General features: G+C 55.8%; 21 protein-coding genes and 1 tRNA gene. 1 reads left to right on the top strand and 21 read right to left on the bottom strand.

Features of this window, described 5'->3' with window-relative positions; genetic code table 11:
• Window positions 1-49: 49 nt before the first annotated feature.
• From HX805_RS11755 to HX805_RS11670, 18 genes are all read right to left on the bottom strand, one after another.
• Complete coding sequence (locus HX805_RS11755) at window positions 50-262, bottom strand: CrpP family ICE-associated protein (RefSeq protein WP_137205947.1); 213 nt, start codon at window positions 260-262, stop codon at window positions 50-52.
• Between the two features lie 47 nt (window positions 263-309).
• Entirely contained in the window at window positions 310-753 is a 444-nt protein-coding gene (locus tag HX805_RS11750) for a hypothetical protein (protein ID WP_047541124.1), read from the bottom strand.
• 103 nt (window positions 754-856) lie between these two features.
• Complete coding sequence (locus HX805_RS11745) at window positions 857-1,312, bottom strand: single-stranded DNA-binding protein (protein WP_047541125.1); 456 nt, start codon at window positions 1,310-1,312, stop codon at window positions 857-859.
• 15 nt (window positions 1,313-1,327) lie between these two features.
• Window positions 1,328-1,867, bottom strand: coding sequence for a DUF3158 family protein (locus HX805_RS11740; RefSeq protein WP_047541591.1), 540 nt, complete (start codon window positions 1,865-1,867; stop codon window positions 1,328-1,330).
• Window positions 1,868-1,872: 5 nt separating this feature from the next.
• Complete coding sequence (locus HX805_RS11735) at window positions 1,873-2,598, bottom strand: PFL_4669 family integrating conjugative element protein (protein WP_047541127.1); 726 nt, start codon at window positions 2,596-2,598, stop codon at window positions 1,873-1,875.
• A gap of 7 nt (window positions 2,599-2,605) precedes the next feature.
• A complete protein-coding gene (locus tag HX805_RS11730) occupies window positions 2,606-2,935 on the bottom strand; it encodes a hypothetical protein (RefSeq protein ID WP_177116878.1) in 330 nt (109 codons plus the stop codon).
• Entirely contained in the window at window positions 2,932-4,188 is a 1,257-nt protein-coding gene (locus HX805_RS11725) for an STY4528 family pathogenicity island replication protein (RefSeq protein ID WP_137205868.1), read from the bottom strand. Before HX805_RS11725 ends, HX805_RS11730 begins: the two co-directional genes overlap by 4 nt.
• Entirely contained in the window at window positions 4,185-4,892 is a 708-nt protein-coding gene (locus HX805_RS11720; RefSeq protein WP_047541131.1) for a DUF2857 domain-containing protein, read from the bottom strand. The genes HX805_RS11725 and HX805_RS11720 overlap by 4 nt, the downstream gene beginning before the upstream one ends.
• A gap of 27 nt (window positions 4,893-4,919) precedes the next feature.
• The gene (locus HX805_RS11715; protein ID WP_047541133.1) at window positions 4,920-6,689 is read right to left on the bottom strand and encodes a ParB family protein; all 1,770 of its coding nucleotides are present in this window, start codon (window positions 6,687-6,689) and stop codon (window positions 4,920-4,922) included.
• A complete protein-coding gene (locus HX805_RS32515) occupies window positions 6,686-6,922 on the bottom strand; it encodes an Arc family DNA-binding protein (protein WP_020303012.1) in 237 nt (78 codons plus the stop codon). Before HX805_RS32515 ends, HX805_RS11715 begins: the two co-directional genes overlap by 4 nt.
• A 34-nt stretch (window positions 6,923-6,956) precedes the next feature.
• Window positions 6,957-7,958 (bottom strand): nucleoid-associated protein YejK, encoded by a 1,002-nt coding sequence (gene yejK / locus HX805_RS11705; protein WP_137205867.1) that lies wholly within the window; start codon window positions 7,956-7,958, stop codon window positions 6,957-6,959.
• Between the two features lie 235 nt (window positions 7,959-8,193).
• The gene (locus HX805_RS11700; protein ID WP_047541138.1) at window positions 8,194-8,715 is read right to left on the bottom strand and encodes a hypothetical protein; all 522 of its coding nucleotides are present in this window, start codon (window positions 8,713-8,715) and stop codon (window positions 8,194-8,196) included.
• Between the two features lie 782 nt (window positions 8,716-9,497).
• Window positions 9,498-10,847, bottom strand: coding sequence for a replicative DNA helicase (gene dnaB / locus HX805_RS11695; RefSeq protein WP_137205866.1), 1,350 nt, complete (start codon window positions 10,845-10,847; stop codon window positions 9,498-9,500).
• Complete coding sequence (locus HX805_RS11690) at window positions 10,844-11,062, bottom strand: hypothetical protein (protein ID WP_137205865.1); 219 nt, start codon at window positions 11,060-11,062, stop codon at window positions 10,844-10,846. Before HX805_RS11690 ends, dnaB begins: the two co-directional genes overlap by 4 nt.
• Window positions 11,046-11,765 (bottom strand): HNH endonuclease signature motif containing protein, encoded by a 720-nt coding sequence (locus HX805_RS11685; protein WP_047541146.1) that lies wholly within the window; start codon window positions 11,763-11,765, stop codon window positions 11,046-11,048. Before HX805_RS11685 ends, HX805_RS11690 begins: the two co-directional genes overlap by 17 nt.
• Window positions 11,762-12,460, bottom strand: a complete 699-nt coding sequence (locus tag HX805_RS11680) for a DUF2786 domain-containing protein (RefSeq protein WP_047541147.1) — start codon at window positions 12,458-12,460, stop codon at window positions 11,762-11,764. Before HX805_RS11680 ends, HX805_RS11685 begins: the two co-directional genes overlap by 4 nt.
• A complete protein-coding gene (locus tag HX805_RS11675) occupies window positions 12,460-13,218 on the bottom strand; it encodes a hypothetical protein (protein ID WP_137205863.1) in 759 nt (252 codons plus the stop codon). Before HX805_RS11675 ends, HX805_RS11680 begins: the two co-directional genes overlap by 1 nt.
• 1 nt (window position 13,219) lies before the next feature.
• Window positions 13,220-14,080 carry a ParA family protein gene (locus HX805_RS11670; RefSeq protein WP_047541152.1) on the bottom strand — a complete coding sequence of 287 codons (861 nt, stop codon included), beginning with the start codon at window positions 14,078-14,080 and terminating at the stop codon, window positions 13,220-13,222.
• Window positions 14,081-14,322: 242 nt separating this feature from the next.
• On the opposite strand from HX805_RS11670, the gene HX805_RS11665 reads away from it, so the two are divergent.
• Window positions 14,323-14,399: transfer RNA gene (locus HX805_RS11665), tRNA-Pro, on the top strand.
• 192 nt (window positions 14,400-14,591) lie between these two features.
• On the opposite strand, the gene HX805_RS11660 is transcribed toward HX805_RS11665, so the two are convergent.
• The 3 genes from HX805_RS11660 to HX805_RS11650 all read right to left on the bottom strand — a co-directional run bounded on the left by HX805_RS11660 (window position 14,592) and on the right by HX805_RS11650 (window position 16,843).
• Window positions 14,592-15,890 (bottom strand): NAD(P)/FAD-dependent oxidoreductase, encoded by a 1,299-nt coding sequence (locus HX805_RS11660; RefSeq protein ID WP_003215906.1) that lies wholly within the window; start codon window positions 15,888-15,890, stop codon window positions 14,592-14,594.
• 60 nt (window positions 15,891-15,950) lie between these two features.
• Complete coding sequence (locus HX805_RS11655; protein ID WP_010174986.1) at window positions 15,951-16,124, bottom strand: DUF3094 family protein; 174 nt, start codon at window positions 16,122-16,124, stop codon at window positions 15,951-15,953.
• 89 nt (window positions 16,125-16,213) lie between these two features.
• Entirely contained in the window at window positions 16,214-16,843 is a 630-nt protein-coding gene (locus HX805_RS11650) for a DUF1780 domain-containing protein (protein ID WP_008437312.1), read from the bottom strand.
• Between the last annotated feature and the right edge of the window lie 60 nt (window positions 16,844-16,903).

The raw sequence follows: 16,903 nt of genomic DNA, 5'->3' as shown, positions 1-16,903 counted from the left end.
TAGGGCTACAATAGGAAATGGTCAATGCGTGGGGGAGGGCATTATGCGGCTATAGGTCCAGCGATAGCTGCTGTGCCTGGGCAAAGCCCTTTAGCCATGACGCACGCATAGCGGGGTGTTGGTAAGGGCAGTCATACACCCGTAGCCCTTTCCGCGCAGCGGCCGCACCAGTGTCTAAGACCGTTAGGTGAGGATTGTTGCACCGTCGCCTGTCAAAGGCTTTAGGGAAGAAAGCGTTATCACCCCACGCCGGTTGCTCCACGATGCTCAGATTCATATTCCAGCAGATCCGCGCTTGGCGCGATTTTTTTACGGGAGTGTGTTGCAGCCAGGTGCCGGGATGTCGAACCAATTGGCGGCCCTTAGCCAATGCACGAAAAACTCGACGGACTGACCACTTCGTCGTTGAAAATCGTGTAAATCGCCATGAAGCTCAAGATCCTCAGACTCATCATCCCAGTTGAAAAGTTCGAAATAGTTGGTGTCGTAGCGATCAGGGTTCAAAAGCTCTTGTATGAATCTTCGTGCGACGAATGAGCTCATGTCACTGTAGTCATCAGCCCAGACGTCTTTATCACGCCAACCAGCCTTTATCCAGGAGGCGAGTCGAATGTTATCGGTTACACCGTAGAAGTCTGCTGCGTTGACGTCGCTCTCATCACAGTACCGCCAGTACAGCCGTCCCAACGTGGGGTGATCCGCTGCTACCAGAAGCCAGCCATCTGGACACCTCACCTCATCATCGTCCCGCATTGTCACACACCTTAAGGCTTCACGATTGGGGAGGGAAAGACGTTGATGTTTTTCCCTCCACCACGAGCTTCACGATTGGGGGGCCAAAATTAAGCCCCTGCAATCAGAATTGACGGTCGGGGTCCGGGTAGTCGTCGAAATCAGGGGCAGGTTGCGGACTGGATTGATCACGTGACGTGCTGCCTTGGCTCTGCGACGGTGACAGGGTCACGCTCGCAATCCTGTGCGGCAAGATGGCGACCCGCGAGGCTTGAACCTTCAGAGCCGCATTTTCCTCACCGTCTTTTTCCCAGCGATCCATTACGGCTCGGCCGGAAACGATCACGCGCATGCCCTTCTGAAACAGGTGCGAGTAGTGTTCAGCATCTTTGTGCCACCACTCGACGTTCGCCCAGAAGCCCCCGCGATCTTCGAACCCGCCTTTACCGTCCGGAATCGAATTGTCGAAGTAGACGTTGACCCGCATGAGCCTCCGTGGATCTTTGTTGCCGTTAGGGAATTCTTTGAATTCCGGCGTGGAACCGATATTGCCTTCCCAGCCTTGTACGGGTGTGGACATGAGTGTTCTCCGACGTTATGGATGTTGCGTTTGATTGGTGAGCTGCTGCAGTCGAGCGGTGTACACGGCCTCTGCCTGGCCCATTTTTTCGGCGCACTCGGCGGCCTGTTTGGCAATTGAGTGCATCAAGCTCATTTGCATATTCAGCGTGATGCGCTGCAGTTCCATTGCGTACAAGTCCTGCAGCATGGTTTCTGGTGTTCTGGATGAGCCCATCATGTCTGCCCAAACACCGACGCCCATTCGGCGGTCCGTCACCTGCTGCCATCTCAGAAATTGGGTTCCGGCCTGGGTGTTCTGTTCGGTCAGTCGAACTGGCACAAGGGTGAATGGATACCGGCGAGCCTGGCTCAGCACTTCCTGGGCAAGTGCTTTCAGTTCCGATTCTTGAACCCGGCATAGATCGGCAAATTGGCTCAGCTCCCCCTTACCTTTAAAAGGCTTTAAAAGGCCTTTTAGTGAGGCAGCCTGTGGCAGTCGTTGGAAGGCATCCTGTTGCAGTGGTCGGAAGGCGGTCTGTTGCAGCACGCCGTCTTCTGAGGACGTCTGGCCCATGACCATCAGCCTTCCTCGGCATCATCAAAGTGATCATTCACCTCGGACTGCTGTTGGCCGCGAATGATGGGGGGAGCAAAGTTGGAGCGGCGGGTGCCTTCCAGGATGTCCTGCGGCAGTTCACCGTAGCGCTCGTACATTTTGCGGGCTGCTTCAGCCTTGGCATTGTTGGCGGCAAAGTCATCGCGTGCAGCGCCGGAGTATTTGTAGATCTGGGCCAGACCAAAAAGTCTGCGCAGTACGGCTGCGCCTTCATCGATCCAGGTTTCCATGTCATGACGACCGACGAGACCGACGTGCTGGGCCAGCAAAATGCGCCTGACGATTTCGTCGTAGCTAGTCAACAGGTATACGGCTTGGAAGCCAAGTGGATTGGCGATGTATAGAGGGAGGCTGACAGGCTGGATGGACAGGTTCTCGCTGATGCTGATGGCCGGGGGAAGGGAAGCCATGGCCGTGTCGAGACGATCTTCGATGGTTTTGAGTGCCTCCTTAGAATCGCGGATCTTCTCTTCAAGCTGGATCATCCACCAATCTGAATACGGATCATCCTGCTGGGCGCCACGTGACATGCGATTGACAACAGTGCAGAAGCCCGACAATCCGATGATGCCAACCTTGACATCGTTTTTTGGGCGTCCCATCCAGATCCGTGCAGCATGATGGGTGTGAAGGGTGAGCTTCACTTCGCTGCGTAGTGAGCCAATATTGAGCCGGTAATTGTCAGCCATGGTGCAGTTATTCCTTGGAAAGAGGATTGACATGGCCATGCTGCAATTGGGCTGCTACGGACGCAGCAATAAATCCATAGTCAGACGGAAGGGGATTTGTTGAGGCGTCTATATATAGAAGGAGGGCCAAAACCTCTGAATGGCCGCAGCCACCGATATCCTTTCCTGGCTGGGTGTTGTGGGCCACAACACTTGAGTGGCTGCGATCACCGATGTCCGTTTCTGGCTGGGTGTTGTGGACCACAACACCCAGCCCGCTGCCGTCAAAGATGTCTGTAACGGGTGTAGTGGTGTGGCCCTCCCTGGGTGATTGATTGGTACGTTCACCCTGAGTCATGTGTTTGCACTCTGGTTAGGCTTTAGCAGATGCAGCATCTCGCTAAGTGTTTTATTGGCAGTCTGTACGGATTCTGGCTTGCGTGGAGTCACGATCGCTTTTAGTGGTTGAGCAACCTCCACGTTGCTTGAGCTTGTTGACGGACCTCCTGTGTTCACTTGGCCGAGACGTGGCTTGTCATCTGGTTTCCAATTGCTGTTGAAATCACCTCGTACCGCCGTGGTGACAAGCGTCATCAGATACCCAAAAGGGTTTCGTACGCTCCCCGCGTCACAACGGTGCACCCATTGTTTGATGAGCGCTGGTTTCACCTCTGGAGGGACTTTCTGCAACGCCACCAGGGCACTCTGTTTCTGATCCGTGGGTAGCCGGTGCAGGGCATCCAGGAAATCTGCAGCCGTGTCATCTGACGCGGGCGGTACATGTACAGAGCTTTTACAAACACCTTTGTTTGTATCTGTATACGTACTATATGAGTTCGGATTCCGAACTGAGTCCGAACTCAGTGAGTTACGGCTGAGTTCGGATTCCGAACTCAGGGTGGAGGCAGGTATATTTTGCAGAGTTCGGGTACCGAACTCTGGCGGAGTCAAAGGCTCAAGGGCTGTTTGCTGAACCCATGACTGGCTGTTCAAGCGAGCTTCGATGATGTTCATCCGAGTTGGTAATCGCTGACCAACCTCCGGATCTGCGGCGAACTCCTTCCAGGCTATTTCAGCGACTTCACGAATCGCCTTGGTCTGATGCTCCATCGATTGAGCGAGTAACTGCAGATAGTCTTTGTCGAACTCCAGCGCTTCACCGGGCGTTACAGGTTCATCGTGAAGGAGGTAGACGTTGCCTTGAACCTGACCACTGAGGTCATTACGCACGCGACGACCGAGGCTGAGCCAGCGAGTCAGGCGAAGGGTGACCAAGGCTTTTGATACCGTTTCACGGGACGCCGGTCTGCCGGGTAGCATGCCCAGGTATGGCCGTAGCTGCTCATAGGTGGGGAACGCCGTCAGGCCGTCGTCATTAATCAGTAGGCGGAATACCTGCCAGGCATTTCGCTCAAGCGGAGACAATCGATCATCCAGAAGCAGTCGACGAGGAACTGTCTCATGAGGGTTACCGCTGAAAATAATGCCGGAGTAGGGCGCTGAGCCCTCAATCCCCGGTGGCATCGACTCTTTTTTCTGACGTAGATGAGCCTCAAGATGCCCTGATGCAGAGTCCAGAAGTGTCGAGAAGGGGAGCCGGGACAACTTCATAGATCGTTGTCACCTTGCCCCAGTGTTACTGCCGGTATGGCCAACTGTTGGTTGGCCGCTGACACCAGCTTCAAACCTTTTGTGAATCCAGCGCTAGGATGCGAAGGCGGATAAAGACCCTCTCTGATCCAGGACTGAACGCGATGCCAAATAATCGCTAAGCTGAGGTTTTCCGTGCCTTCAGCTGAGTCTGCGCCCTGTGGGGCATTGAGTTCTTCTGCCACCAGCATGGCCACGTCCAGCAACGCCAGGCTGTCATCCAGCTCAACCTGATGCTCTTTCATCAGGTGGGTCCAGCGGTACCAAAGCTGAGCATCCATCTCTTCGCTGAACTCTCGCCACCTGCCACGGCGTGCTGTTACGCCTATCACCAGGCGTTGAAGGGCAACGTCTTGGGGGGACAAGCCAAAGAATTGTTGCAGCATCTGCGTCGTAGCGCCCAGTCGGAGCGCACGTTCAATCATGCGCACTTCTTCGTCAGAACGTTGTGCCCCGGTCAGCAGCTTCTTAATGATGTCCCCGTCAATCGTGACGCTGCACCATGAAACGGGAGTGTTAAGCAGCAAGCTAAGCGCTGAAGGTTGTTGAAGCTGGGCCAAAATTTCGGGCTCCAATCCCATCTCTATGCAGCGACGGAGTTGACCGTTGCGCATGTAGTGCAGCACCTGAGACAGGATGGCTTCATTGATAGGTGTTTTGGACATACGACACTCTCCCTGCCATCGACCCAATCAGCTAGGTGAACTCGGATTGTTGTTGGCCATTGACTTGATTTCTAAGTCGATCAAACGTCTTGCGAGACGAATAATTCGAAAGAGCTTCACCAGCGCGCCATCGCTCAGACGATTCGTGTTATCTGGAGATTGATCCTTGGCATAGGGTTGACCCAATAGGATCTGGCCGAGCCCCGCTGCAAACTCGAAGTCGGTAAGCGCGTCGACCTGTAGTTCAGGCTGTTGCTGAATCATCTTCAACGCGATGGCGGTCGATCCGCTTAACGACTGAAGCAGAGTCAAGGTGTGATGAGCTGTGGCAGTGACTTCTATGTCTTCACTCGGGTGGCGATAGCTGAAGCCCACACCGCCGTCCACGTCCAGGAATTCCCCAGGTGCATTGACTGTACTCGCCACTTCCCGTGCCAACTGAGCAATATGCTGACGCAGGGTGATGGGATTATCGATCTCGCGTTCGATGTACCAGAGGTCAGAAATGGGATTCAGCCCACCGGCTTGGACCGGGATGGCCACCAAAGCATTGGCAGCAAAGTCAGGCAGTATTTCCCCGTCAAGTGCTGCGACTTCGCGCTTCATCTTTTCGACCCGGGCAGATGTTTTCACCGGGCTCGCAACGTGCCCGTCTAGCCGGCTCTTCTGTTCCTCCGGACTCATTTGTTCCAAGGGCGGAGGCGTGAGCTGCGGCTTGTGGGGCTCTTTGCTTTGTTGTTGTGTAGTGCTCGTTTGAATCGCCCCCCCGGTTTGGGGGGCGGGCGATTGTTGTGCCAGGTTTTGAGGGGGATTGTTACCGGTCTCGGTCGAGCTAACTCCCTGCGCAACACCGCCGAAGGTTATGCTGGGTTGAGGCAGTTCGAGTATTGGTGTGGATCTGCGCAATTGGTCCTGATTCTGGGTAATCTCCAGCAGAATTTTCTCGTACCCGAGATTCAGTGGCTTTTGCAGTTGCGCAATCAACTCGTCCTGAAACCGCTGAAACAGAAACTCTTCGGCATCGCCCTCAAACTGGGACAGAACATCTTGGAAGACTGTCTCGAATTCAAGAGGCAACTCCTTTTCTTGCTGCTGGTAATTTCGCTCCCAGCATTGAAAAGCTGTCTTGCGCAGCGATAGTAGCTTTATGATCCGGTCTACTCCGAGTCCGGAGTACAGCACACCAGGAATCGTAGGTAACAAATAACGGATTGCATCCAGCATGCGGCTCAAGTGTGATGCCGAAATTGGATATCCGTCGTCACCTAGCCGCCGCGAAAGCTCACGCAGCGAGATAGGCTCCCCAACCTCGTTCTCATAGAGCGCTCTCGCCTTATCGACACCGATTGCCCGCTCGATGAACAGAAGCTGCCCCTGCAGATCGTTTTCGGCCAAGTGCCCGGTGAGAGAGATAATCTCCCCCCGGACTGCATCCCATGGACGAAACAGGCAGTGGAACCTGAAGAATTTCTCGTCCCCAGTCTCACGATACAATTCATTGAGAATCGCGAGACGAGTGTTGCCGCCGTTCCTGATCCGGAACTTCTCCTCACCAGGCTTACGGGTTACGGGCGGTGGCGTATCCAGGCCGCGCTGACGGATCGACTCCTTGATGTCGTCGTATTTTGGGTTGCGCGTCGTCCGTGGGTTTTCGTCATACGGCAGCGTCTCATCCAATGTCAGCAACATCGGTGTGTCGACGATGGGGTCGCTTAAGCGAGCGGCAGCTGGCGACTTGGATTCAAAGCCAGGAAGCTGCAGTTTTTCTTTCATGGTCTGGGCCAATGACTGTTTCATACTCTTGCCCCAGCTTGCTCATTGGCCGGAGCTGCAGCCAACAGTTGGTCGATGATCTTGTGGGCTCGATCCAAAGCGGCTTCAAGCCCCGCGGTCGCTTCCAGGCGGTGAACGATTTCCGAGTTCATTGACCGGGTGTTTTCACGTGCCTGCAGTGCGATTCGCTCGCGCATTCCGTCCGGAAGGCGGACTACGAATTTTTCTTCGAGCTGACGTTTGGTTTCATTGCTCATAGCGTTCTCCATTACTTATCGGGCAGGTGTATGTTCAGCGACGTTTCAACTGATCACTGAGTTGGGTAGGCAAACCTTTGATGGTCAGCGTGCTTGAAGCCTCGTCGTACTCGATCTTGTCGCCTAGCAGGTGCGCTTCGAAACTGATGGATAAGCCCTCGGCGCGGCCGGTGAAGCGGCGGAACTGGTTGAGGGTGCACTTGTCCGCCGGGATTTCCCGCGACAAGTCGTAGTCCTTGTTGCGGATATGGTCGTAAAACGCATTAGGCCGATCTTCATCGATCAAGCTCGACAGTTCTTCCAGGCCCATGGGCTCGCCGAGCTTGGCCTGGCTGCTGGCATAGTCCACCAGGGTCTTGGTTTTCTCGCGTGCGGATTCGTCCGGCAGGTCTTCGCTTTCAACGAAGTCACTGAAGGCCTTGAGCAGGGTGCGGGTCTCGCCCGGGCCGTCGACGCCTTCCTGACAGCCGATGAAGTCGCGGAAGTACTCCGAAAACTTCTTGCCGCTCTTGCCCTTGATAAAGGATATGTACTGCTTGGATTGCTTGTTGTTCTGCCACTCGGACACGTTGATACGCGCTGCCAGGTGTAGTTGGCCAAGGTCGAGGTGACGCGATGGGGATACGTCCAAATCGTCCGTTACCGTCACGCCTTCTATGTGGTGCAGCAGGGCGATCGCCAGATAATCGGTCATGCCTTGCTGATAGTGCGCGAATAGCACGTGGCCACCCGTGGACAGATTTGACTCCTCCATCAATCGTTGCAGGTGCTCGACTGCCTCCAGGCTAAACTGCGTGAAGTCCTGGTTACCGTCGAAGTACATCTTCAGCCAGCCACTGAAAGGGTATGCGCCGGACTCTGTATGGAAGAAGCCCCATGCCTTGCCCTGTTTGGCGTTGTAGGCTTCGTTGAGGTCGGACAGCATATTTTCAAGGGCTTGCGAGTTGGCCAATTCGTGTTGGCTGGCATGCAAGACCGAGGGTGTGCCGTCGGGCTTCTTGTCGATCAAGTGAACGATGCAATGACGAATAGGCATTAGATGGCATCCTGAGTACGTTGAGATTGAGTCCGATCAGCGCGACGAAGTCGGGCCTTAGCGTTGAGGCCTGAGCGGTGATCGCTTGAGGTCGACGAGGTGTAAATGGACCCAAGCCCAGCTTTTGTGAACTTGATGTGGCCACCGTGAGTTCGAGAGACGGTCCAGCCGTTAGCCTCAGCAAACTCCACCAAGTGGCGAAGGTTCTCGTGCTGTCCACGTAAACGGCAGGCGTTCATTGATCAACATCCTTGTCTGCCAGAACGTTGCCGGCCTGGATCGCAATGATTTCAGCCTGATCACCAGGAAACTTGGTACCCAGCTCATGTAGAAATTGACGTGTTGCTTCACGTGCGCCTGGCACGCGGAACACGACGCTGCAATGTTGAACTGGCTCTGGATGCCGCAGGTGGGACATCACAGCCACTTTCAACGAGCAGCTTTGCAGGTGACGGGGAACCCAAACCGACCGGAAGTAGCTTGAGAGCAACGCACCTGCGCAGAGCAGTTCGATGGTGAGTGTTGAACTTGCTGTTTCGGATACCGCGATGTAACCGAGCTTCTGAAACTCCAGAAGATCGCCTCGCATACTCAACGGGACTACTGTGCTGTGGTCACGAGCAAGGCGACCGATAGCCTGAGCAAGAGCGTCCAGTTCAACGGGGTTGATCCCCGTTTTATGAGCGTGAACCACGGCCGAGGCTTCGAACCCGGCACCGGCATGAATGCTTGGGAAAAGGGAGGCGTTACTTTGCATCTGACACCTCCAGAAGCTCCTCGATGTCGTAGCTGTTGCAACTGGGGCACACCCATACCTCCTTCTTCCCCCGCGCATTGGTCGGGCAGGGGAAGGCGTGGCTTACGCGATGCATCGGGTGGTGGCTGTCACATTGGCGACACCAGTGAGTGATTGGTGCGACCTGAGAAAAGGTGGACGCCATTGAGTACGCGCTCATTCTTGGACACTCCTGGTTTCCTGACCTAATCCGGCTGATGAGTCCTCGTGATAAGTGGCTATCACTGCATGAGGAACTGGCAGGATTGGTGAAGGCCGATGATGCGAAACAAGCGTGGTGGGATCGGGAAGTAACAGAGCTAGACGCCAGGGATTCGCCGGAGGACGTATGGCGTGTGTATCCCCGGGGATTCCCGGTTCCATGAAAGGATGTTCTTCGACTTCATGGCAGAACCAGGAAAGAGCGCCATGAAGTATGTTGTCGGGCAGTTCGCCTTTTGCGAGCTGCAATAATGAACGCCAGCGTGCTCTACCGCCGAACTTCGAGTCGTACCGAAGGACGTAACTCTGCGGGCGCTGAACCAATCTCAGCTGTACAAGGACCTCGGCTAAGTCGTTCGGGATGCACCGGCGTGGCAGTTGGTTCAGTGCGATGCTGATGGGTGCGCTCAGGCTGGCTGAGTCGACTAGAACAGCTCCATTCACAATCCATGCAGATGGGCTGGGTTCCTCCGTAAGGCATTGCGTAATGGCCTCGTGCAAATGTATGGCAAGAGACTCTTTTGACAATTCATTTAAGATGGTCATGCATGGGCTCCTTGCCAGCCACTATTGGCGCTGAGGTTTGCAAAGCGGGTCTGGTGTGGGATGAACGCCGTGCGCACCGTTCCGGTAGGGCCATTACGAGCCTTGCCGATGATGATTTCTGCAATGCCTTTGTGTTCGGTCTCCGGGTGATACTTCTCGTCGCGGTACACGAACATGATCAGGTCCGCGTCCTGTTCGATAGCGCCGCTATCACGCAAATCGGCGTTGATTGGGCGCTTGTTTGGGCGGCGTTCCAGTTCCCGATTGAGCTGAGAAAGGGCGACTACAGGGCAGTTCATCTCTTTGGCCAGCGCTTTAAGTGCTTGGGAGATAGCGCTGATTTCATTCGCCCGGTTTTCTTGACCTGGGCAGCGCATGAGCTGCATATAATCAATAAGGATCAGGCTCGGGTGGCCGAATCGGCGAGCCGCACGGCGGGATTTGGTCCTGATCGCACCAGGTGTAAGACCTGATGAGTCGTCGATGACCAATCGTTCACCGTAGCTATTGATGCGCGAAACTGCAGAGGTCAGTTTTGGCCAGTCTTCGTCATCGAGCTTGCCCTTCAACAGCTTGCCAAGGTCGAGATGGCCAAGGATAGCCATCAGTCGATAGAGCAGCGCTTTAGCGGGCATCTCCATGCTGAAAACCTGGACCGTACGATCAGGCTTTGCCTGCAGCGCTGTATCCACAAAGTTCAAGGCCAGAGATGTTTTACCCATCGACGGACGTGCGCCGAGGATGATCAAGTCGGCTTCCTGGAAACCAGACGTCATCTCGTCCAGATCGTCCAGACCTGAAGGCACGCCGGTCACTGCTACATCACCATTGAAGTGCTCATCGATTTGCTCGACGACCGCCGTCAGGCACTTGTTGATGTTGACGAACTCCGACGCGCTTTTACCTTCCCCCAAGGCGAAGAGTTGCTGCTCGATGGACTCCTGAACTTCCGTGGCGTCGGCCTGCGGATCTGTGGCTTCGCGAGAGCACTGGTAGCCCAGGGTCATGAGCTGCCTGAGCTGAGAGCGGTTACGTACAATGAATGCGTAGTGCTCTATGTTGGCCACTGACGGGGTGTTTTTGGCTAATTCGCCGAGGTAGGCAAGGCCACCCGCTTCGTCGGGATTCTCCAATGCGTCATGTACGGTCACGATATCGAACGGAATGGCTTTGTCGGCCAGGCTGGCAATAGTCCCGAAGAGCAGCCGATGGTCGTGCCGAAAAAAATCCGAGTAGTCGAGTTTGTCCGCGACGAGATCCCAGGCGTTATTGTCGAGCAGCAGCCCGCCTAATACGCCTTGTTCGGCCTCGACGGAGTGGGGTGGAGATAGGTCAAGGTGGTTCATTTCAACGGCTCCTCACCAATCTGCAGAAAGCCGCTGCCGTTAGCTGCACCCAGAGCTTTGACCATGTCCACTTCGACCTTGGCCGAATTGATCATCACCTGAGCAACTTCGGCCACGGCTTTGGCGCGATCGAGTTCCATTGGCTTGTCGGGGTCGAGCAGGCCTTCAATAGTGACGAACAGGTGATTGCGGAGATCCTCAATCTTGTTTTTCATGTTCAGCCTCACGAATGGTGCGCATGAGTTTGCCGATGGCGCGAATGGCGGACTTCAGCTCTTCCGGATAGCGATGGATGGTGTTGCGGCGCATACGCTCCGCTCGTGTGAGCAGCTCTAGATTGTCGAGAGCGATATGGGCCTTATTACCGTCCTTGAAGCACACGCATTGGTTGATGGGTACGGGACCGTAATGCTCTTCCCACAGCAGGATGTGCACGCCTTGCCAGTCAACTGGTGGGTAACCGGTGTCAGTGATTTTTCGCTGCAGATACCCATCTGGTGTTGTGCGCAGACTGCCAACGGGGAGCCAGTTCTCGGGCCGGTTTCCTGCCTTGAACTGTGTTGTTGCCATGCGGCCGACTGAGGGGAGTCCCTTGACGCCTTTGTTCCAAGGGGTCATGCCCTTGGCAAAGCGGTGCTCCGTGCCTGAGCTACCATCAAATCGGCCACAGAGATGGCTGCTTAGGAATTCAGCGCTCTTGGATATGCCAAGGCGTTTGGCCTTGGCATAGACCTGATAGACGCTGAGTCCGATTTCATCGGCCAGGGCCTGGGTCGTTTCGTTGGGATAGCGGGCAATGAGCATGCGCTCCTCAGCCTCGCTCCAAATATGATGCTTTTGAACCGGCACCAAACCCAATCGGCAGCGCGCATGCTCCAAGGTAGCCTTAGCCAGAGGGGACAGACATTGACGTGTCATTGGCCACCTCCAGAACTGAGAGCGGTGTGGGTTGTTTTCCCTACCCCGTGATGAAGTCGAACGTGTTGCCCTTGATTCCAACCTGCGGTCATGGATCCTGTATCGTGTCCTTTGGCTTCAAGGAACCGGATCTCGAAGGTTTTCAGCGTCGGATGATGGTGTTCCAAGTAAGCGCTGATAGCTTTGCTTGTTTCACTGTCCATAGAGCCGGCGAATTCAGCCACTTTGTAACTCACGGCGTTTATCCAACCTTCGGCAAACAGAGCGCCGCGACGACGCTTGGTTTTCAGTTGGCATCGCTTTTGTTGGGCTACATGCTCACGGCGTGCTGCCACCAATTGGTGAAGCAGTGCGGAATACGCGTGTGCAGTGAGTTCTGGCGAAATACCTTTGCCCAGGAACTTGAAGGACCAGCCCTGTAAAGGGTTGTAGTAGGCAATGTGTTGGCAATCGAACGCTCGCGCACACGTTTGAGCGAGCAGGTGAAGCCAATCTTGTGGAGCCCGGCGGGTATGTGTGGCAACGCTCGCTTCATCAACCGTATGAGCCGCAACCTCGATGGCTTCGAGGTTGTACTGCTTCATCAGGTTTCGGGCTTGGCGAAGCGCTGTTTCTACTTCATTCGGCGATGCACCGTTGGAGTTGGCCAGTGCAAAGCATTTAGCAACTTTTTCAAGAACTCTTTGCTTATCCATCACTCACCCCCTTCCTGCTGGGCACGAGGGGAGAGCGCCTCTGACCAAAGTCGCAGTGTTTCCTCTTCATCCGCCGAGAGATAAACCTGGGCGCGACAGTCCGAAACCTTCTGTTTCAGCACATTGAGACGGTCCTGGACGCTGGAACCATCGTCGTAAGCAATCTCCTGCTCGATAGCTTGCACAACGTCATTGCGCAGGGAGAGCACCGTGCTTATCCAGAACGCATTTGGGCTGGTCCAGCCAATGAGCTTTCGTGTTCGGGCAGGCGACAGGTAATCACGGAGCCTGAGATTGAACTCAACAGGGGAGTAATCATTCCTGAAAACGTCTGCGCGGTTGAGCGTCAGCGCTGTTTGAAGAATTTCCAGGAGTGGTTCCAGAGCTGCTGGGTCAGGGACGAAAGGTTCCAGATATGTTTCAGCTACAAGGCGCTTCGCCTCCGCATCTCGTGCTTGTTGACGCCGCTTGGCCACGTTTTCGTCGCGGCCGCGCTTCTCCTTTGCGTGCCGTATGTTCGAATTTACTGACTCAATAAGCTTCGCGGCGTCCTGCAAAAGCTGACGCTGTTCAAAGCTCAAGTGAGCGCCTATACGGCCGGGTAGATGCGTACCACTTGTCAGGGAATGGATGTCACGAGCGGTACCACTAAGTTTGGCTTGCAAGCTGCGTAATTGTTGAGCGCTGTAGTACTTGCCAATCTCAAGGATGACGTCTGCAGAAATGCTGCGAGCATCGGTGATAGAGGGCTTTGCCATCTCAACGATCCTCCTTCACCAATTTGGCCACCTTCTCTTCGGTCATGGCCTCGAAGCGGTCGCGCCATTCTGGAAAGAGCTCAATGGCCAATTGCCGGATGACGACTAGGGCTGCTGGGGATTTGCGGTTGGAAGGCTGGCGATATTCCAGGCGGTATGCTGGAACGCCTTGGGACGCAGCGCTACGAAACACCACTGCAGTAGGAATAATGCTGTCCAAAACGCTGATTTCTTCATTGTCTTGGAATATTTCGCGGACTGACTGCTCGATCACCTGCGCGTCGGTGGTTTGATCAAGGTTGTTAATAGCGATCCGCACGGGAGGAATTTTCATACCCAGGCGCCCATATGCACGGAGGCCATCCAACATCTGCATGGTTCCACGGCTGAATTCGCGTGCGGCGAGCATGTTGGGTGGAAGAGGGGATATGACCAAGTCAGACGCGAGAACTACCATTTCCAACATGGCCGATCTGGCACCTTGGGTGTCAATCAGTACCAGATCAAAATGGCCTTCGAATGCCGGCATCAGATTGGCCAGTCGCAATCTGCCGTCCGGTGCCTGCAGGAGCAAGCTGTTCAATTGGTTATTTACGTCGTTCGAGATCACCAGGGACAGATTAGGAATCGTCGTGCTGGAGATGATCTTGAGGGAGTCGGTGATATTGAACGCGAGCAGGTCATAGATGCCGCCCTGAGCTTCCTCGACCAATTGGTAATACGAGGAAAGCGAAGGCTGGGCGGGATCCAGATCGATTAGGAGGGTGCGAAGGCCCGCGTCCGCGCAGAATGCGCCGAGGTTCGCCTCAATGGTGGTTTTACCGACGCCGCCTTTGGTCGAAACGACCGCAGTAATGATCATGGTTTGGAGCCTCTAATGTGGGTTCATTAGAGGCTGCGAGGCCACGGGAATAGCCATGTGTAGCGAACACGATCCTGGGCTTTGAAGCACTAAAACCAATTGTCTTTTAACCAATTGGTCGTAGGTTCGAATCCCACACGACCCACCATTTTTGAGACCAGTTAACGCTGGAATCGAATCTTAAGATCAGAGGCCAAAAGCGCTGATCGAAGAAGGCGACTGAGAGGTCGCCTTTTTTTTACCGGGGTATAGCGCAGTCCGGTAGCGCGCCTGCTTTGGGAGCAGGATGTCAGGAGTTCGAATCCCCTTACCCCGACCATATTAAAAATCCTCGTATCGAAAGATACGGGGATTTTTTTTGTGCGCGGAATCCTGTCCGCACCACAAAACAAATGTGGGAGCGGTCTTGCTCGCGAAGGAGGTGTGTCAGTCAGTGCATCTGGCACTGAACCACCGCTTTCGCGAGCAAGCCCGCTCCCACACTCACCGAGTCCTATTCCGGAACGTGCTGTCAGTGCAGTTTCAGGCGCGGCTCGGTCCCTCGCCCGATCTTGCTCCCCAGCATCAGCATCGCCGTGCGGAAGAAGCCATACAGCGCCATCTGGTGCATGCGATACAGCGACACATAGAACATCCGCGCCAGCCAGCCTTCCAGCATCACGCTGCCCGTCAGGTTGCCCATCAAGTTACCCACCGCCGAGAAGCGCGACAGCGAGATCAGCGAGCCGTAGTCGGTGTACTTGTACGACGGCAGGTCCTTGCCCTCGATTCGCAGTTTCAGCGACTTGGCCAGCAACGATGCCTGCTGGTGAGCTGCCTGGGCCCGTGGCGGCACATTGCGATCGGTGCCGGGTTGCGGGCAGGCCGCGCAGTCACCAAAGGCGAAGATGTTCTCGTCGCGGGTGGTTTGCAGGGTCGGCAGCACCTGCAGTTGGTTGATACGGTTGGTTTCCAGGCCGTCGATGTCCTTGAGGAAACCCGGCGCGCGAATCCCGGCGGCCCAGACCTTGAGGCTGGCCGGGATTACCTGGCCGCTGCTGGTGATCAGGGCGTCGGCCGTCACTTCACTGACGGCGGAGTTGGTCAGGACGGTCACCCCGAGTTTCTCCAGGGTTTTATGCACAGGCCCGCCGATCCGCTCCGGCAGGGCAGGCAACACCCGTGGGCCGGCTTCGATCAGGGTGATGTGCATGTTTTCCGGCTTGATCTTGTCCAGGCCATAGGCGGCCAGTTCATGTGCGGCATTATGCAGCTCGGCGGCCAGCTCTACGCCGGTGGCACCGGCGCCGACAATGGCGACGCTGATCTGCTCTACCACGTCCGTCTGCCCGGCATGGGCGCGCAGATAGTGATTGAGCAATTGCTGGTGGAAACGCTCAGCCTGCTTGCGGGTGTCGAGGAACAGGCAGTGTTGCGCCGCGCCTTCGGTGCCGAAGTCATTGGTGGTGCTGCCGACGGCGATCACCAGGCTGTCGTAGCCCAGCACGCGCGCGGGCACCAGTTCCCGGCCTTCCTCGTCGAGGGTGGCGGCCAGCTGGATTTTTTTCTGCTCGCGATCAAGCCCGCTCATGCGCCCCAGCTGGAACTCGAAGTGGTTCCATTTGGCTTGGGCAACATAATTGAGTTCGTCTTCCGAAGAGTTCAGCGAGCCGGCCGCCACCTCGTGGAGCAAGGGTTTCCAGATGTGGGTGAGGTTGGCATCGACCAGGGTGACGCTGGCGATGCCGCGCTTGCCCAGAGTCTTACCCAGGCGGGTAGCCAACTCCAGGCCGCCGGCGCCGCCGCCGACGATAATAATACGATGGGTCATGGGGATATCTCGCAAGGCTAAAGGAAATCGGTGCAGTTACCCGAGCGAGCGCCAGGCAGCTCATAGCGTCAGGTAACTCAAAAGGCGGCTCAGCAAACCCAGGCCGATCACTGCAACCAGCACCACGGCAAGGAGCAGCCAGGGCCGGAAAGGCTTGCGCTCGACTTGGTTCTGGGACAGTTGCAGGTACTCTTCGACATGCTGTTGGTCGTCGGGGTTCAGGCGGCTGGTCATAAAGGCCTCGTCAGGTAGACGTTGCTGAAGGGCGCCACGTTACAGTCAGGTGATTGGCGGCATTGCCTGAAGCATAGTCGCCAACACGATCACAGGCTGATGCCCACATCGAACACTATGCTGCGCCCCAGATTGTTGCGCAAGAAGTCCGGTGCGTCCGGGTGCGCGAACAGTACGCGGGCGAAGGTCGGCCCCACGAGGGACAGCGAGCGCCAGCCCTGGCGCAGGTACTCGGTGGGAGGAGGGAAGTGACTGTTGAGGTCCAGTACTTCGCGCTTGAGGCTGGCGAAGGCGATGAGGTCCAGCTCCCCCAGGTCCATCCCGCGCTCTTTATAGTTGTGGGCCTTCTTGCGCAGGGTGGGCGCCAGGCGCAACAGGAATTCGTGGGCGGGAATGCGCCGGGGCTTTGCTTCTCGCCGAACCAGTTGGCTCAGGGAAAACGCGCTGCGCCGCCGCAGCAGTTCGTCGCGCCATTCATCGTTCAGGCGCCGGCCTTCATCGAGTACGAAAAACACTTCGAAACTGGCGTCGCGAAACAGCACGTCCGGCGGTTCTTGCCCGGCGGCGTGGAATTCTTCGGCGCGGTAGGGCACGTTCAAGCCTTGCAACAGGCGCTGGCAGACCCAACGCTCACGCTCCCATTTGCGGGCATTGGACAGGAACGCGTTGGCTTGTTCGGCCGCTACGGTGAGCAGGCGCAAGTAATCTGAGTCATCCATGTCACCAGCTTAGCGTCCAAATGATGACCGCAGGAAGTCCTGCGTCAAAAGGTCGGTGTA

Origin of the sequence: Pseudomonas sp. G5001, from assembly GCF_013385475.1 — a bacterium.
GTDB lineage: Bacteria > Pseudomonadota > Gammaproteobacteria > Pseudomonadales > Pseudomonadaceae > Aquipseudomonas.
Note: the sequence above shows the minus strand (reverse complement) of the source record. Positions and strands in the feature narration are given on the sequence as shown.

What these genes read in the sequence shown, in the direction of transcription:
- HX805_RS11750 (WP_047541124.1), bottom strand. Translation starts at nt 753, where the DNA reads ATGCGGGACGATGATGAGGTGAGGTGTCCAGATGGCTGGCTTCTGGTA.
- HX805_RS11745 (WP_047541125.1), bottom strand. Translation starts at nt 1,312, where the DNA reads ATGTCCACACCCGTACAAGGCTGGGAAGGCAATATCGGTTCCACGCCG.
- HX805_RS11740 (WP_047541591.1), bottom strand. Translation starts at nt 1,867, where the DNA reads ATGGGCCAGACGTCCTCAGAAGACGGCGTGCTGCAACAGACCGCCTTC.
- HX805_RS11735 (WP_047541127.1), bottom strand. Translation starts at nt 2,598, where the DNA reads ATGGCTGACAATTACCGGCTCAATATTGGCTCACTACGCAGCGAAGTG.
- HX805_RS11730 (WP_177116878.1), bottom strand. Translation starts at nt 2,935, where the DNA reads ATGACTCAGGGTGAACGTACCAATCAATCACCCAGGGAGGGCCACACC.
- HX805_RS11725 (WP_137205868.1), bottom strand. Translation starts at nt 4,188, where the DNA reads ATGAAGTTGTCCCGGCTCCCCTTCTCGACACTTCTGGACTCTGCATCA.
- HX805_RS11720 (WP_047541131.1), bottom strand. Translation starts at nt 4,892, where the DNA reads ATGTCCAAAACACCTATCAATGAAGCCATCCTGTCTCAGGTGCTGCAC.
- HX805_RS11715 (WP_047541133.1), bottom strand. Translation starts at nt 6,689, where the DNA reads ATGAAACAGTCATTGGCCCAGACCATGAAAGAAAAACTGCAGCTTCCT.
- HX805_RS32515 (WP_020303012.1), bottom strand. Translation starts at nt 6,922, where the DNA reads ATGAGCAATGAAACCAAACGTCAGCTCGAAGAAAAATTCGTAGTCCGC.
- yejK (WP_137205867.1), bottom strand. Translation starts at nt 7,958, where the DNA reads ATGCCTATTCGTCATTGCATCGTTCACTTGATCGACAAGAAGCCCGAC.
- HX805_RS11700 (WP_047541138.1), bottom strand. Translation starts at nt 8,715, where the DNA reads ATGCAAAGTAACGCCTCCCTTTTCCCAAGCATTCATGCCGGTGCCGGG.
- dnaB (WP_137205866.1), bottom strand. Translation starts at nt 10,847, where the DNA reads ATGAACCACCTTGACCTATCTCCACCCCACTCCGTCGAGGCCGAACAA.
- HX805_RS11690 (WP_137205865.1), bottom strand. Translation starts at nt 11,062, where the DNA reads ATGAAAAACAAGATTGAGGATCTCCGCAATCACCTGTTCGTCACTATT.
- HX805_RS11685 (WP_047541146.1), bottom strand. Translation starts at nt 11,765, where the DNA reads ATGACACGTCAATGTCTGTCCCCTCTGGCTAAGGCTACCTTGGAGCAT.
- HX805_RS11680 (WP_047541147.1), bottom strand. Translation starts at nt 12,460, where the DNA reads ATGGATAAGCAAAGAGTTCTTGAAAAAGTTGCTAAATGCTTTGCACTG.
- HX805_RS11675 (WP_137205863.1), bottom strand. Translation starts at nt 13,218, where the DNA reads ATGGCAAAGCCCTCTATCACCGATGCTCGCAGCATTTCTGCAGACGTC.
- HX805_RS11670 (WP_047541152.1), bottom strand. Translation starts at nt 14,080, where the DNA reads ATGATCATTACTGCGGTCGTTTCGACCAAAGGCGGCGTCGGTAAAACC.
- HX805_RS11660 (WP_003215906.1), bottom strand. Translation starts at nt 15,890, where the DNA reads ATGACCCATCGTATTATTATCGTCGGCGGCGGCGCCGGCGGCCTGGAG.
- HX805_RS11655 (WP_010174986.1), bottom strand. Translation starts at nt 16,124, where the DNA reads ATGACCAGCCGCCTGAACCCCGACGACCAACAGCATGTCGAAGAGTAC.
- HX805_RS11650 (WP_008437312.1), bottom strand. Translation starts at nt 16,843, where the DNA reads ATGGATGACTCAGATTACTTGCGCCTGCTCACCGTAGCGGCCGAACAA.